Source organism: Streptomyces tanashiensis (assembly GCF_014648895.1).
GTDB lineage: Bacteria > Actinomycetota > Actinomycetes > Streptomycetales > Streptomycetaceae > Streptomyces > Streptomyces tanashiensis.
The window spans coordinates 188092-200726 of sequence record NZ_BMRZ01000002.1; the positions used below are offsets into that span (position 1 = coordinate 188092).

11 protein-coding genes and 1 pseudogene are annotated in these 12635 nt (G+C 72.2%); 6 read left to right on the top strand and 6 right to left on the bottom strand.

The genetic code is table 11. From position 1 onward, the window contains the following. Window positions 1–119 precede the first annotated feature (119 nt). A complete protein-coding gene (locus tag IE237_RS06350; protein WP_189800816.1) occupies window positions 120–935 on the top strand; it encodes an SDR family NAD(P)-dependent oxidoreductase in 816 nt (271 codons plus the stop codon). A 177-nt stretch (window positions 936–1112) separates the two neighbouring features. Here the strand turns inward: IE237_RS06350 and IE237_RS06355 are convergent, their stop codons facing one another. Together IE237_RS06355 and IE237_RS06360 are read right to left on the bottom strand one after the other, a co-directional pair. Beyond that, window positions 1113–1460 (bottom strand): VOC family protein, encoded by a 348-nt coding sequence (locus IE237_RS06355; RefSeq protein ID WP_189800817.1) that lies wholly within the window; start codon window positions 1458–1460, stop codon window positions 1113–1115. A gap of 129 nt (window positions 1461–1589) precedes the next feature. Further along, window positions 1590–2201, bottom strand: coding sequence for a hypothetical protein (locus IE237_RS06360; protein ID WP_189800818.1), 612 nt, complete (start codon window positions 2199–2201; stop codon window positions 1590–1592). Window positions 2202–2352: 151 nt separating this feature from the next. Between IE237_RS06360 and IE237_RS06365 the strand changes: the two genes are divergently transcribed. After that, window positions 2353–6258 carry a HEAT repeat domain-containing protein gene (locus tag IE237_RS06365; protein ID WP_189800819.1) on the top strand — a complete coding sequence of 1302 codons (3906 nt, stop codon included), beginning with the start codon at window positions 2353–2355 and terminating at the stop codon, window positions 6256–6258. 53 nt (window positions 6259–6311) lie between these two features. On the opposite strand, the gene IE237_RS06370 is transcribed toward IE237_RS06365, so the two are convergent. Continuing rightward, window positions 6312–6572 carry a hypothetical protein gene (locus tag IE237_RS06370; RefSeq protein ID WP_189800820.1) on the bottom strand — a complete coding sequence of 87 codons (261 nt, stop codon included), beginning with the start codon at window positions 6570–6572 and terminating at the stop codon, window positions 6312–6314. A 42-nt stretch (window positions 6573–6614) separates the two neighbouring features. Between IE237_RS06370 and IE237_RS06375 the strand changes: the two genes are divergently transcribed. Together IE237_RS06375 and IE237_RS06380 are read left to right on the top strand one after the other, a co-directional pair. Beyond that, entirely contained in the window at window positions 6615–7277 is a 663-nt protein-coding gene (locus IE237_RS06375; protein ID WP_189800821.1) for a hypothetical protein, read from the top strand. Window positions 7278–7447: 170 nt separating this feature from the next. Further along, a complete protein-coding gene (locus tag IE237_RS06380) occupies window positions 7448–8188 on the top strand; it encodes an ATP-grasp domain-containing protein (protein ID WP_189801577.1) in 741 nt (246 codons plus the stop codon). Between the two features lie 47 nt (window positions 8189–8235). Here the strand turns inward: IE237_RS06380 and IE237_RS06385 are convergent. The 3 genes and pseudogenes from IE237_RS06385 to IE237_RS06395 form a co-directional block, all read right to left on the bottom strand. Then, window positions 8236–8418, bottom strand: a pseudogene (locus IE237_RS06385) (GNAT family N-acetyltransferase); the annotation flags it as partial. Window positions 8419–8456: 38 nt separating this feature from the next. Beyond that, window positions 8457–9137 carry a plasmid transfer protein KilB gene (gene kilB, locus IE237_RS06390; protein ID WP_189800822.1) on the bottom strand — a complete coding sequence of 227 codons (681 nt, stop codon included), beginning with the start codon at window positions 9135–9137 and terminating at the stop codon, window positions 8457–8459. A 29-nt stretch (window positions 9138–9166) separates the two neighbouring features. Further along, complete coding sequence (locus IE237_RS06395) at window positions 9167–10015, bottom strand: MurR/RpiR family transcriptional regulator (RefSeq protein WP_189800823.1); 849 nt, start codon at window positions 10013–10015, stop codon at window positions 9167–9169. Window positions 10016–10067: 52 nt separating this feature from the next. Between IE237_RS06395 and IE237_RS06400 the strand changes: the two genes are divergently transcribed. Next, window positions 10068–10946 carry an EamA family transporter gene (locus tag IE237_RS06400; RefSeq protein ID WP_229842353.1) on the top strand — a complete coding sequence of 293 codons (879 nt, stop codon included), beginning with the start codon at window positions 10068–10070 and terminating at the stop codon, window positions 10944–10946. 223 nt (window positions 10947–11169) lie between these two features. Then, window positions 11170–12573, top strand: a complete 1404-nt coding sequence (locus tag IE237_RS06405; protein WP_189800825.1) for a CBM96 family carbohydrate-binding protein — start codon at window positions 11170–11172, stop codon at window positions 12571–12573. The last annotated feature ends 62 nt before the right edge of the window (window positions 12574–12635 follow it).

The window sequence follows — 12635 nt, forward strand, 5'->3', positions numbered from 1 at the left end:
CGGTCCCCCGACCGCTCCGCCCTGCCGTGTGGCTCGCCTGCCTTCCCGGCCCCGGAGCTTCGCGTGTCTAAGATCATCGGAACAGGGGCGGCGGACGAGACACGGGAGAGGCGGCGGACATGGCGGACGAGCGCGTGTACCTGGTGACCGGGGGCGGAACGGGGATCGGGGCGGCGACCGCGCAGTCCTTGGCCCGGGCGGGACACAAGGTGGCGGTGTCCGGGCGCCGCCCCGAGCCGCTGCGGCTGGTCGCCGAGGAGACCGGCGCCCTGGCCGTACCGTCGGACATCGGGGACCCCGCCGCGGTGGCCTCGCTCGTCGAGACGGTGGTCGGCACGTACGGTCGGCTCGACGGTCTGGTGCTCAACGCCGGCATCGGGCGGGGCGGCGGCGTGGGCGACGTGACCCTGGAGGACTGGGACGACGTCATGCGGACCAACCTCACCGGTCCGTTCCTGCTGCTGCGCGCCGCCCTCCCGCACCTGCTCGAAGCCCGTGGCGCGGTGGTCGCGGTGGCCTCGGTGTCCGCCCTGCGCAACGGCGTGGGGAACGCCGCCTATGCCACCTCCAAAGCGGCGCTCCTCCAGCTGTGCCGCTCGCTCGCGGTCGACTACGGGGGCGCGGGATTGCGCGCCAACACCGTGTGCCCGAGCTGGGTGCGCACCGACATGGCGGACCGCCGGATGAACCGGTTCGCCGACGATGCGGACCTGGAGGGCGGTCTGGAAGCGGCGTACGAGGAGGTGACCCGGGTCCTGCCCGCCGGGCGGCCCGGTGAGCCGCGAGAGGTCGCGGAGGCCATCGCCTGGCTGCTGTCGCCCGCCGCCTCGTTCGTGAACGGTGCGGTGCTCACCGTCGACGGCGGCGCGACCGCACTCGACCCGGGCACCCTCGGCTTCGAGTTCCGGATGGAGCCACGCGCCCCGCGGGCCTGACCGACCGTCACGGCCGACGACGGCCTGCGGCCGGACCCACCGGATGACGTCCTGACGTCAGGGCTGTTGCGTGATCGGACGACATCCGACCCAGGAACGCGGATCGTCCTGGGTGGATCGCTGACATTCTCACGACCGGTGACGGTCATGGCTCTCATGCGGCTGGCACGTCCTGGCTCAGGGGCCGACGTACTCGTACACGCCGCCATGAGGGTGCCGCAGCACCGCTCGGTGGCCGTTGGGGGTGGGCTGCGCCGGCATGACGACCGTGGCGCCGGCGGCGACCGCTTCGTCCACGGCTTCGGTCAGATCTGCGACCGTCAGGGTGGCGCTCACCCCGGCGACCCTCTGCACTGCCTCGTCCGGACCGCTGAACAGCAGGAAGGGCCCGACGCTCGCCAACTGCACACCGGCGAAGGCGAAACGGCCGGCTGTTCGGCCCGTCAGCCTCTCGTAGAAGGGGACGGCCGCGTCCAGGTCGTCGACGCGCTGTCGTGCGATCACCGAGTCGATCTCCGTCGGCATGCTGGAACTCCTTCTCTGCGTTGGGGGCTTCGTTCGACCGTCACCTGCATGAGGTCGGTCGGCATGGGGGTCCCACGTCTGCCAGTCTGCTTCATCTCCCTGACTACGTCGCATCTCCCCCTCGGACGTTCAGCCGTTGACTGTCGCCCAGGGGAAGAACACCTGGACCCTGGGGCGGGTTCGTAGCTCATAGTCAGCAGAAGGCGAACGCTCGACGAGGACGCTGCCGGAGCCGGGCCCCCAAAAGCTCCATGCCGGTCCTCGTAGGCCTTCCCCGCACAGTCCTTCCGGCAGGTCGCGGTCGTCGGCGCCCAAGCCGTATGCGTCACCGTGATTCCGATCGAGGACCGGCGGAGCGACGTCGGGGATGAGGTTCGCGCGCAGGAGATAGTCCGGAACCTGGCTACTGACGAAGGAGACAACGGCTTGCCCCTCGTGGGTGTAGTAGCGGACCTCAGAGGCATCGGAGGGCAGACTCACACCACCGGCGACGATGTCACGCGGCAGCGCGGCGTCGCTGCCGGCGCACGCACGAGGGTCACCGAGGGGGTACATCAAGTCGTCCCAGAACAGCCAGGTCAGTGAGCCGGCAACGAGGAGACAAGCTGCAGTCATCAGCCCGAGGAAGGGCAGCCATCTGTGATGCCGGCGTTCTCCTGTCTCCCCAAAGTGCTCGTCCAGGCTCTCGCGAACCACCTCAGAACCACCGAAGCCATCCGCATCACGCACCCGCTGACCCATTGCCGACCTCCCCCGCCGCCGCTGACAAGATAGCGCCATCACCCTTCACCGGGCCGTCCCGCCCGAGCGACTTCCGGCGAAGAAGAGCCTCGCTCCGCTCTCCGCGGCTAGCCTGCGTAGATCGCTGTGCTCTGCGTCGTAGGGAGGCCCTTTGCCCGAGACCGAGGTCCCCGAGCCGACGCCCCGGCCCAAGTCGTGGAAGGTTCCCCGGCCGGGCCGGCCGGCTTCGCCCTCGGCGCGGGCGGACGGCGAACGGGCCGCGGCCGTGGCCGGGGACGCGCGCGACGTGATCACCGGTGACAACGTCACGGTGATCGGAAGCGTCACCGTGCACCCGGGTCCCCCGCCGCCGGCCCTGCCCTCCGACCAGGCTGTGGCGCGGGCGGTGGCGGACTACGTGCGCCGTTTCACGGAGGTGTACGGGGGCGTGGACCTGGAGGTCCTGAGTCCCGATGCGGAACGGCATCTCGCGGTCTCGCTGTCCGAGGTGTTCGTCGCTCCCTCCGTGCGAGCGGATCCGCCTCCGCTGGAGCTGCCCCAGGAACTGCGCAGGCGGCTGGCGCTGTTCGGAGAGCTGCCCGATGAGGACCTGCTGCCACCGGGGGTGGGCAGGGACGATGTGGAGCGGCTCCGCAGTTCGTACCTGGAGCGGCCCGAAGAGGACGTGCTGGAGGTGCTGGCCGGGCCCTCGGGCAGGCGGACGGTGCTGCTGGGAGATCCCGGGGCCGGCAAGTCGACGCTGGTCCGCCACCTGGTCCTCGCTCCGGCGGCGGAAGTACCCGGCGAGGGGCCCGGTGGGCCGGTGGGGCGGGTTCCGCTCGTGGTGGAGCTTCGTCGGTACGCCGACGCCCCGGGTCTCCACGGCGACTTCGAGGACTACCTGGATCAGCAGCACGCGACCATGGGGCTCTCGGTCCCCGCCCTCGTGCGGGAGCGCCTGCTGTCCGAGGGGCGGGGCATGGTCGTCTTCGAGGGCCTCGACGAGGTCTTCGACCCCAAGGTGCGGGAGGAGGTCGTCCGCCGCATCGCCGCGTTCGCCGCGCGTCGGCCCACTGCCCAGATCGTGGTGACCTCACGGATCATCGGCTACCGCCGCGGGCTGCTGGCGCGCGCGGGGTTCTCGCACTTCACGTTGCAGGACCTGGACGAGGATCGGATCGACGCGTTCGTACGGCGTTGGTACCGGCACTCCCTTCCGGACGAGCCGACGCGGGCCGAGCAGCTCGCCGTACGGGTGGCTGCGGAGGTGGAGGGGTCACGGTCGCTCCGTGAGATGGCGGGCAACCCTCTTCTGCTGACGATCCTCGTGATCATCGGAGCCGATGGTCCGCTGCCCCGCACCCGGCGCGGTGTGTACGAACGCGCTGTCACGTTTCTCGTCGAGCAGTGGGATCAGGCGGCCAAGTTCCTCAGGGCTCCTCTGTCACCACCTGTCGCAGAGGCGCTGGACGCTCTCGGGCCCGGCGAGCGCCTCGCTCTCCTGCGCCGGCTGGCCCGCACTCTGCAGGAAGGCCTCGACGGCGTCTCCGGCAACCACATCCACGCACGCGACCTCGAACGCGTCTTCCGCGAGCATCTCGCCGGATGTGGGCTGCCGTCCCTGCACGCCTCGTCTGCCGCCCGCGCCATGGTCACACAGTTGCATGAGCGCAACTTCATCCTGTCGCGCTACGGCGGCGACGTCTACGGGTTCGTCCACCGGGCCTTCCTGGAGCACTTCGCAGCGGCGGACATCGCGTACCGCTACCAGGAGGAAGGTGAATGGACGGCCGAGGAACTGATGGGGCAGGTCATCGCCGCCCGCTCCACCGATTCCGCGTGGCACGAGGTCCTGGTCCTGCTCATCGGGCAGTTGGGGGTCGAGGACACGACGGCCGCGATCGACCGGCTGCTCGGCCTGCACGCCCGGCGCACCGATCCGGACGACGCGAGTCACGTGGTCCTGGCCCTCCGCGCGCTGGCCGAGACCGGTGGGAGCGGGGTGCCGGCGGACCGCAGCATCGCCGTCGTCGACGCCGTGACCGCGGCCTTGGACGTACGCGGCTCGAAGGGACCGTGGCTGCTCGCCGAAGCGGCTTCCGCGCTGGCCTCGTTCGGCCGGTACTGGCCGGGCCGGGAGCGCTACCTGCGCTGGTTCCGGCTGAGCGGCCAGTTCTCCGTGAGCGACGAGCCGGTCGGGCTCCTGGCCTTCCACCTGCACGTCGATGACGACGAGCTGACCGCCCTCGGCCGCGGCAGCTACGACAGCAGCGACCGCGTCATCCTCCTCTACGAGCGCGGTCGCCGCCGCCCGGACGACGAGGTCCGCGAGCTGGTCGTCCGGGAAGCCCGGGGTGGCCCGAACGGCAGGCTGCGTGCCACGGCGCTCGAGGTGCTCGGCGAGTTGTGGGCGGACCACGACGACGTCCGCGCCCTACTGGCCGGGTGCGCGGTCCAGGACTCCGACCGCCGAGTCCGGTCGGCCTCGCTCGAGGCCCTCGCCGCGGGGCTGCCGGACGACGCGACCGTCCGGCAACTGGCCATGGACGCCGCCGCACACGACCCTCACCCGTTCGGCCGCAGCGACGCGCTGCGCCTCCTCGGCCGGCAGTGGGCCGCAGAGCCCGCCGTGCGCGCCCTGCTCGTCCGACGGGCACGCGAGGACGAGGACGAGGACACCCGGAACACGGCGCTGAAGACGCTCGGGCGGTACGCCTGCCGGTACCCGGAGGTCCTGGACTTCCTGTCCCGATGTGTGGAGGACGACGGCGTACCGGATCTGTCCCGCTCTGCGGTGTGGCATCTCCGTGATCAGGTCCCGGGCGACGCCGGCGTACGCGCACTCCTGGTCCGACGGGCGGCCGACTCGCCGCACGGCCAGGTGCGGTGCGCGGCCCTGGGTGTTCTGGGCACGCAAGGGACCGGGCATCCCGCCGTCCGCGAGCTGCTGTTGCGCGCTGCGGCCGAGGACCCCTGGCCGGAAGCGCGCTCGACGGCGGTCCGAGAGCTGGGAGAGCACTGCCCCGGCCACGAGGGCGCCCTGGAGGTCATCCTGCGCCGCGCCGCCGAGGACCCGGACCCGGGGGTGCGACGCGTCGCCCTGGAGACACTGGGCGACCGCTACCCGGGGCACGGCGAGGTCCGCGAGGTACTGATCCGCTGCACGGCTACCGCCGCCTCGCACGAGGACACGGGCCAGGAGGACGTCAGGCGGACCGCCGTGCGCATGCTCGCCCAGTACTGGGCGGGCACGCCGGCCGTTCGCGACCTGCTCCTCCGGCTCCGCACGGAGGGGTCCGACGCGTACACCCACGCGACCGTCCTCCGCGCACTGGCAGAGCACTGGCCCTCTCGGCGCGACGTGCGCGAGCTGCTCCTCGCCGCCGCCGCTCACCCGAAGCGCACCACCGTCTCGACCGTACTCGACGTCTTGGAGGACAAGTGGCCCGATGACGAGGACGTCCGGACCGCCCTCGTGAGGGTCGCGACCGAGTCCGGCGACTGGCTCGTCGGCAGTGCCGCTCTGAAGGTGCTGACGAAGAGGTGGGCCGACCGGCCGGATGTCGGGGAGTTCGTGATGAGCATCGCCCGCGACGCCACACACCCCCGGCAGAGCACCGTCCTGAACAGCCTGGGCCGCCACTGGGCGCAGCGGGACGGCGTCCGCGAGGTGCTGGTCCTCGCGGCCACGGACCACCCCGACGAGCACACCCGTTCCGATCTCGTCCGGACCTTGGCCCGGCGCTGGCCCGGCCATCCGGACGTACACGCATTGCTGCGCCGGTGCGCGGAGTCCGATCCGGCCCCCGGGATCAGGTTCTCGGCGCTGCGCTGGTGGGTGGTCCGGGCCGGTGACGAGGAGGGGGAGGCTCTGGTGAGCACGCGGGCTGTCACCGAGCCGGATCCGACGACGCGGCGCATGGTGCTCCACATGCTGGCCCTGGGCTGGCCTTCGCGTGCGCGGACCGCCTCCGTACTGCGCGACCGCGCCCGGCTCGACGAGGACGACGCCACGAAGGCGGCCGCGCGAGAGCTCCTGAGCGCCGTCGTCTCCGACGGCCACCCGGGCGGGCGATGACCGGCGACGCACCGAGGAGCAGCTTCCCTCCCTCATGGCCGGGCGCACAGGGTTCAGGGCAGTCGGAACTGTGCGACGTGGCCGAAGGCGACCGCGGGGACGACGTGGTGGGCGTCGAGGGTCCCGAACTCGGGGACGGTCTTCTCGTGACCCGGTGCCTTGACGTCTCCCTCCAGGGCGGAGTCGGAGAAGTGCACCCAGGTCACCCGCCCGTCCGCGGTGTGGCCCTCCTCCGCGTGGACGCCCTTCACGGGGACGCGCGGCAGTCGGGTGACCCTGCCCTGCGGGACCAGCGGTCGGCCCAGGACGCGCACCCGGTGTAGGGGTGGCGTGTTCGCGCCCGTACGGTGGCCGTCATGACGATCAACCGTCCGGGACTGCCGGAGGACCTTCCACCCGCCGAGCGACTGTGGGCCCGCTGGGCCCTGGTCGCCGCACTCGGGGCGACCACCGCGGACGAACGCCGGCCCAGCGCGCACCGCAACGGTCGCTGGATCGACGACGACGGGCTCCACTGGGACGACGCCGGCTGCACCTGGTGGGTGATGTCCAGCATGGGCGAAGGCCGTTACGTGCTGTACGGCGAGGACGAGTCGAGCGAAGTGAAGTGGCACGAGCCGCCGGTCGACATGCTCGCGGGTGGCCCGGCGTGGCTGCCGTGGGACGAGCTGCGCGACCGGCTGTCCGGCAACGAGCTCGGCTGCGTCTACTGGTACGAGAACGGGATCTGGGCCCGCGCGCCGTACCCGGACACTCTCGAAGACGACGGCCTGGACTGCGGAATGAGCGCGCTGGCCGACCGCGCGGAGGCGGTGGAGCTGCTGGCCCGGCGCATCGCGCCGGCGGACGGTGAGCCCGGCGCCGACGCAGTCCTCGCCCAGGCGGAGGCCGGCCGACTCCGGGACGTGGACACGCTGCTGGCGCGCGTACGCGACCCCGACGGCGACGGGCCGGACCCGGCCGCCGTGGCCCGCGCCCTCGCCCGCGGCGGCCTGGTGGGCGACGGCGCCACCGGCTGACGGAGAACGTCCGTCGGCACCGCCGGGGTCCGGGCGGCGGTGAGCCCTCGCCCGGTCCACCGGGCGGGAGACTCGGGTGTGCCCGGGACCGGGCGGGTCTGGCGTGGCGGTTTTGTACGTCGTGAAGGAGGGGTGCGGTGCTGGTCATGCCCGGTCGGCGGACGTCGACGATGGAACTGTTGGCCGGTGAGGCGACGGGGCGCGGGATGGCGGTCCTGGCGGCGGAGGAGATCCGTGGGGAGGCGGGACCGGCGTACTGGTACGGCGGTCCGGTGGCGGGGGCGCGGTTGGCCGGACGGCTCGGGTTCGCGCTGCTCGAACCGGCGGATGACTGGCTCGCCCGGCTGCCGGAGGAGTTCACCGGGCGAGAGGTCCGTGCGGCGACTCTCGCGGACGCGTGGGCGGTCGAGCGGCCGACGTTCGTCAAGCCGCCGCGGGACAAGTCCTTCCCTGCGGACGTCTACGCCGATGGTTCCCGGTTGCCCTCCGATCTGGCCCCGGCGACGCCGGTGCTGCTCTCCGAGGTGGTGACGTTCGCTGCCGAGTACCGACTGTTCCTGCTGGACGGGCGGATCGCCACGGGCAGTCGGTACGCGGTGTTCGGTCGGCTGGACCCCCGCCCGCTCGACAGGGGCGGGGCGGTCGCCGGGGAGATCGCCGAGTTCGTCGACCGCCTGGTCGCCGGGGCCGGGCCCGCCCTGCCGAGCGCCGTCGTCGTGGACGTCGGACAGCTGCTCGACCCGTACCGTCCGGGCCACCGGTGGGCCGTGGTCGAGGCCAACATGGCGTGGTTCTCCCATGCGTACGCCGCCGACCCGGCGCGCGTGCTGGACGTGGTGCTGCGGGCGGCGGGGCCGCGCGAGCAGGTGCAGCCGGGGGATCTGCCCTTCGTGCGGCACTGCGCCCCCTGAAGGGCCCTCGGGGAAGGCGGGCGGAGAGCTCCTGGAGTCTGGTGGGTTCAGGAGTTGACGGCGTGTTCGGTGAACTGGCGGCAGGCACGGAACCCCAGGCGGCGGTGGTCGGGCTCGCCGTCGGCCGACGCCTGCAGGACCGCGATGCGGTGGTCTCGGGCGCGGGCCGTGCGGAGTGCCGCGAGCATGATGGCGCCGCCGTAGCCGCGTCGGCGATGAGCGGCCAGTGACTGCGGGGCGACCTGGGACCACCGCCCCCTGCACAGGTTCATTCCTCGGAGGCGGCCAGCACCTCGTTGGCGCAGACGGCGAAGGCGTCGCAGGACCGTTCCACTGCCTCACCCCGGGCCAGCATGTCGGCCCTGTCGGCGGCGAAGAAGATCTCCCGTGTCCTCACCTGAATCTCGGCGGCCCGCTGGGCAAGCCGCTGTGCGGGAAGACCGACCGCGACGAGGCGGAGCCTGAAGACGCTGCTCCGGAGTGCGACGTAGAGCCTGTACGACTCCGCTCGGGCGTTCAGAGCCGCCTCGGACTCCGGTGCCGTGTGCTGGCTTGTCCAGCGGTCGTACTGTGCTCGCCTGTAGTCCTCCGCCAGGGCGATGAAGTCGGCACAGGCATCGAGCAGCCGCTGATGACTGCGCTCCCGGTCGGATCTGGCCGCGGACCTGGCCGCGATCTTCTCCTGGTACCGGTGGGCGACGACGGCACCCAGCAGCGTTCCCAGAACGGCGATGGCGGCCGCGACAATCCCTGACACAGCGACCAGGGCATCATCCGGGTACGGGTCGCCGGTAGGGCGCGAATCGGCCACAGCTTGCACCCGCACCTCCCTGCTCCACGACGACCGCGAATCCGAGGCGGCCCGACAGACGGCGAAAGCGGCGAAAGCGGCGAAAGCGGCGAAAGCGGCGAGCAGGGCCTCTCCCCCGCCGAACCGATCACGCGTCACGCCCGCCGTTCCTCGCCGCATGACGCCGCTCAGTACGAGTGGTCCACCGTGACGTCGGCCGACAGGCGCAGCGCGGCTTCGGCGGGCGCCCCGCGCAGCCCCAGCAGGGTGAGGGTGAGGGCGTCGATCACGGTCAGGTGGGCCAGCCGGCTCGCGACGGTCTCGAGGCCGAAGACCAGGTCCTGCCCGCCCGCGACCAGCGTGCAGCCGCTGGATTCGCTGAGCGGCGAGCGGGCGTAGCTGGTGAGGGCGACGACCTGGGCCCCGGCCTGCCGTGCGCCTCGGGCGGCGTCGACCGTGCTGCGTGTCGCGCCCGTATGGCTGATGGCCAGGCAGACGTCTGCGGATGTCAGTTGCGAGGCGGCCAGCTGAGCCGTCAGCGGGTCGGCCGGCGCGTCGACCGCGCAGCCCAGGGCGCGCAGTCGGTAGGCGGTGTCCAGAGCGACCGCGCCGGACAGGCCCGCGCCCACCACCAGCACCCGGGGGGCCGCGTCGAGCAGTTCAGCGGCCGTACGCAGCAGCTCGGGGGTCACCGTCACGGCCACCCCGTCCAGCGCCTCCCTGGCAGCGCGAATCGTGTCGGCCAGCGCGCGGGCGGCCGGGTCCTGATCCTGGGAGGGCTCCTGAGCCGGCGCCTGTCGCGCGGCGGCGATCTTGAGCTCCTGATAGCCCCGGAAGCCAAGTCGCTGGCAGGCCCGTACGACGGAGGACGGCGCCGTGCCGGCGAGCGCCGCGACATCGCTGACGCTGAGGTGCACCAGCTCCGCGCCCTTGTCCAGTACGACCTGTGCCACCCGCGCCTCGGTGTCACGCAGCTCGGACAGGTGGGCCCTGATGTGGGCGGCGAGCCCGCCCCCCACTGTGGAATGAATTTCCATGCGGATAGTCTACCAAGGAACCAGATTCCATCGCCCAGCAGTGGGAGCGACCGTGCCCGCACACCTGACATCCCTGACGGGCACGGCCGCCGTGCCCGCCGTCGTCCTCGCCTCGGCGGTGCTGCACGCCGTCTGGAACGGCCTCACGCACGGCCTGCGCGACAAACTGGCCGGCTTCACGCTCATCAGCCTGGCCTCCAGCGCGTGCGGAGCGGTCCTCGTCTGCCTCGCCCCCCTGCCCGAACCGGCGGCCTGGCCGTACATCGCCGCCTCCGCCGCCCTTCAGGTCGCGTACCAGCTCCTGCTCCTCCGCGCCTACCAGCTCGGCGACTTCGGCCAGATGTACCCCACCGCCCGGGGCACCTCACCCGTCGTGGTGGCCCTGGTCTCCACGACCCTCCTCGGCCACTCGCTGCCCGCGGGCCAGGCCCTCGGCATCGCGGTGGTCGCCTGCGGCCTGGCCGGCCTGGCCTTCGCCGACGGAATCCCCGGCTGGGCCCAACTTCCCGCGCTGGCCGCCGCGCTCGGCACCGGCGTGATGATCGCCTCGTACACGCTCGTCGACGGCAGTGGCGTCCGCGTCTCGGGCAGCGTCTTCGGCTACATCGCCTGGCTCTTCCTCTGCCAGGGTCTCGTCCTGCCCCTGGTCGCCTGGGCCCGCCGGGGCCCCGCCCTCCTCACCGCGCTGCGCCCCTTCTACGGTCGCGGCCTGGCCGGCGGCGTGCTCTCCCTCCTCGCGTACGGGCTCGTCGTATGGGCCCAGTCCCGCGGTGACCTCTCCACGATCGCCGCCCTGCGGGAGACCAGCATCGTCTTCGGCGCCCTGATCGGCGCCATCGTCTTCCGCGAACGCCTCGGCCACCGCCGTATCGCCGCCAGCATCGCCGTCCTGGCGGGCATAGCGGTGCTCCAGCTCACGAGCGCCTCCTGAGCGCAGCACAGGGCCGCCCGCTCACCCCTCCCACCCCCGGCCTCCCGCCGGCTCCCCTGTCCGGAAGTCCGGCTCGCGTCGCAGCGCCCCGCGACACGTCGCGGCTCCCTCGACTCCTGTGGTTCACCCGGCCGCTACCAGGGCACCTCCGTTGCAACACCCGGGATCCTCGCGCACCCCCTACTTTTCGAATCGCTCCCGTTCCCGGAACGAAAGGTTTGGCATGCCCATACCAAAGGCCCTCACGGCGGCCCTCGCCGCCGGCGCGGCAGCGGCCACCGTCGCCACCGCCCTGACCGTGCTCGCCCCCACCGCGTCCGCTGCGGGCACCACCTTCGTCGCGACGGCGGACACCTACGTCGACGCCCAGAACAGCACCACCAACTACGGCACCGCCCAGCAGCTCGGTGTCGACAACAGCCCCGTCAAGCAGATGCTGCTGCGCTTCCAGGTCTCCGGGCTGTCGCAGCCCGCGACGCGCGCGATCCTCCGGATCCATGTCGACGACGTCGCCGGAGCGGAGACCGGCAACGGCGGCACGTTCCGCGCGATGTCCAACACCACGTGGGCCGAGACATCCGTCACCTACGCCAACAAGCCCGCCATCGACGGGTCCACGCTCGGCACCCTCGGCGCGGTCGCCCGCAACACCTGGTACGAGGTGGACGTCACCTCGTACGTGAAGGGCAACGGCACCTTCTCCATCGGCGTCACCTCGTCCAGCAGCGACGGCGCCGACTACGACTCGCGCGAGACCGGCGCCACCGCCCCGCAACTGGTCGTCGAGACGGGCAGCACGCCGACGCCGACCCCCTCGACCTCCACCTCGACCCCGCCGTCCGGGGATCCGGTCCTCGTGGGCGCGGGCGACATCGCCACGTCGGGCTCCGGGGACAGCGCCACCGCCAATCTCCTCGACAACATCCCCGGCACGGTCTTCACCCTCGGCGACAACGCCTACCCCAACGGCACCGCGTCCGACTTCTCCACGTACTACGAGCCGACCTGGGGCCGGCACAAGGCACGGACCAAGCCCGCACCCGGCAACCACGACTATCTGACCTCCGGCGCCTCCGCCTACTACAGCTACTTCGGAGCCAACGCGGGACCGTCCAACCGGGGCTACTACTCCTACGACCTCGGTGACTGGCACGTGGTCTCCCTCAACTCGGAGATCTCCATGGCGGCCGGCTCGGCGCAGGAACAGTGGCTGCGTGCCGACCTCGCCGCCAGCGGCAAGCAGTGCACGGTGGCCTACTGGCACAAGCCGCGCTGGACGTCGAGCTCCAGCCACGGCCCCGCCACGGCGACCGGTCCGCTGGTCCAGGCGCTCTACGACTACAACGCCGAGGTCATCCTGACCGGGCACAACCACCAGTACGAGCGCTTCGCCCCGCAGAACCCGAGCGGACAGCTCGACACCGCGCGCGGCCTGCGGCAGTTCGTCGCCGGCATGGGCGGTGCCGACAGCTACGGCTTCGGCACCATCCAGCCCAACAGCGAGGCCCGGAACAACAACACCTTCGGCGTCCTCAAGCTGACCCTGCACGCCGGCAGCTACGACTGGCAGTTCGTCCCCGAGGCGGGCAAGTCGTACAACGACAGCGGCACCGGTACCTGCCACTGACCCCGCCCGGCCCGCCCGCCGGTCGATCCCCCACGGGGTCGGCCGGCGGCTCGGCGGGTCTC